The following is a 1,860-nucleotide window of genomic DNA, read 5'->3' on the forward strand; positions in this document are numbered from 1 at the left end:
GAGCACTAATGCAAGTTACATTCAATTGGCCCGCGCGCGGGCCGTTTTCGCGTAGTTAGTTAGCACAGTTTCATTTGGAAACGTTCTCGCAACATAGAACAGCGACCATAAGGAACGGCCTTTGTGAAAGCTTTTGACTGACCACGGTTTTGGCGCGACTGCCGACGTTGTCAGTGCAAGGCGGCGACGATGGTCGGACACGGCGCTGTGCCACCGCCTAGCAATCCGATGACTGCATCGACGTCGAGGTGGGCGTCCAACAGATCGGCCATCACATCCAGTTGGGCATCCCGCCGTGCCGGGACATTAATGTCATCGGCCACCACAAAACCGTTTCGGCCCGTTGCCGCCGCGGCGTTGGTCAACCAACTGCGGCGGAATTCGTCGTTGTCGAATAGTCCGTGCCAATGCGTGCCGAATACCGGGCCGCGCCGATACCCCTGCGGGGATCCGTCCACCTCGAACCAGTCGGCCTCGGCGCAGCGGGACAGGCGCCCGTGGTGGATCTCGTAGCCGTGCAGCGAGCCCTCCCAGCGGCGCAGCACCTTGTCGGGAGCGAACACGATGTCGGCGTCGAGCAGCCCGAGCCCCTGCACTCGGCCCGATCGGCTTTCGACCGGGTCGTCGATCCAACGGCACAGCATCTGGAAGCCACCGCAGATGCCCAGTACGGTTCGGCCCGACGCCGAATGCGCAGCGATGGCATGGTCCAGCCCGCGCTCACGCAGCCAGCCCAGGTCAGCGACGGTGGCCTTGGTCCCCGGTAGCACGACGACGTCGGCATCGATGAGGTCGGCAGGTTGGCTGACCCAACGCACCAGCACGCCGGGTTCGCAGGCCAGCGCTTCGATATCGGTGGAGTTGGAGATCCGCGGCAGCCGCGGAACCGCGACCCGTAGCCACCCCGAGCCGCGCGGCGGTTGCGGTCTGCCGATCACTCGGTGGGCCAGCACCGAGACGGAATCCTCGGCGTCGAGCCAGAGGTCGTCGCAGTACGGCAGTACCCCGTACGTCGGGCGTCCGGTGAGTTCGGTGAGTTGCCGCAACCCAGGCTCCAGCAGCGCCGCGTCGCCGCGAAACTTGTTCACGATGAACCCGGCTATTAGCGCTTGGTCGTCGGGTTCAAGCACCGCCACTGTCCCGAAGAGATGCGCCAGCAACCCGCCGCGGTCGATGTCGCCGACCAGAATCACCGGCACATTCGCGGCTCGGGCCAGTCCCATATTGACCAAGTCTGTTGCGCGCAAGTTGATTTCGGCTGGTGATCCGGCGCCCTCACACACCACGGCATCGAATTCGGTTCTCAGTTGCGACAATTCGTCCAGCACGACGGTGAGAAGATTGTTGCGATGCGACCAGTACTCGGTCGCGGTCACGGAGTCGACGGCCTGCCCCCGGATGACCAGTTGTGAGGTCGTGTCGCTGCCGGGTTTGAGCAGGATCGGGTTGAACCGCACGCTGGGGGCAAGACCGGCCGCCCGGGCCTGCATCGCCTGGGCTCGGCCGATCTCACCGCCCTCGACGGTGACTGCGGAATTGTTCGACATGTTCTGCGCCTTGAAGGGCGCGACCCGAATACCTTTGCGCGCCAGCAAGCGGCAGAGTCCGGCGACCACCACCGACTTCCCGGCGTCAGAGCTGGTGCCGGCAACCAGCACCGCACCGCTCACCTTTCTGTGGCGAGCAGACGCAAAAGCCCATTTTTGCGGGGCGTGTCGGGGGCTTTTGCGTCTGCTCGCGCTAGAGACACGTGAGGATGTCCGCGCCGGACTCGGTGACAAGCAACGTGTGCTCGAATTGCGCAGTCCATCTGCGGTCTGTGGTGACCACGGTCCAGTCGTCGTCCCAGATCTCGTAGTC

General features: G+C 64.1%; 1 protein-coding gene and 1 pseudogene. Both read right to left on the reverse strand.

The features are described 5' to 3' along the window. Positions 1-170 precede the first annotated feature (170 nt). Positions 171-1,670, reverse strand: coding sequence for a cobyric acid synthase (locus WBF82_RS01730; RefSeq protein ID WP_424381381.1), 1,500 nt, complete (start codon positions 1,668-1,670; stop codon positions 171-173). 70 nt (positions 1,671-1,740) lie between these two features. Beyond that, a pseudogene (locus WBF82_RS01735) lies at positions 1,741-1,860 on the reverse strand (type I methionyl aminopeptidase); the annotation flags it as partial.

Origin of the sequence: Mycobacterium sp. (assembly GCF_049673265.1) — a bacterium.
Classification (GTDB): Bacteria; Actinomycetota; Actinomycetes; order Mycobacteriales; family Mycobacteriaceae; genus Mycobacterium.